General features: G+C 66.3%; 1 protein-coding gene. It reads right to left on the minus strand.

What is annotated here, in order from left to right:
• A partial coding sequence (locus HW452_RS17380) for an NAD-binding protein (protein ID WP_224107342.1) occupies positions 1-413 on the minus strand: 413 nt, incomplete at both ends.

Consider the following 413-nt stretch of genomic DNA (forward strand, 5'->3'; position numbering starts at 1 on the left):
GTTGACCTCGTCGTCGTTGGTCAGCGCGCAGAAGATATCGCACTCCTCGATGTTCTCCTCTTCGAGCAGCCGCTTGCTGGTGGCGCTGCCGTGAAGCACCACGGTGCGGTCGAGCCGCTCGGAGAGCATGGTGCAGCGCGTAAGGCTGTGCTCGATGATCTTGACCTGGTGGGTATGCTCGAGATGCTCGGCCAGGCGCTCGCCGATGTTGCCGCCGCCGGCAATCACCACCCGGCGAAAGCCCCGCTCGATGCGCCTGAGTTCGCTCATGACCGCGCGGATATCCCGCCGGGCGGCGAGGAAGAACACCTCGTCGTCGGCCTCGATCACCGTGTCGCCGCGCGGGATGATCGGCCGGTTGCGCCGGTAGATGGCCGCCACGCGCGTATCCACGTTGGGCATATGGCGGCGCA

Origin of the sequence: Vreelandella aquamarina (assembly GCF_020075495.1) — a bacterium.
GTDB classification, from domain to species: domain Bacteria; phylum Pseudomonadota; class Gammaproteobacteria; order Pseudomonadales; family Halomonadaceae; genus Vreelandella; species Vreelandella aquamarina_A.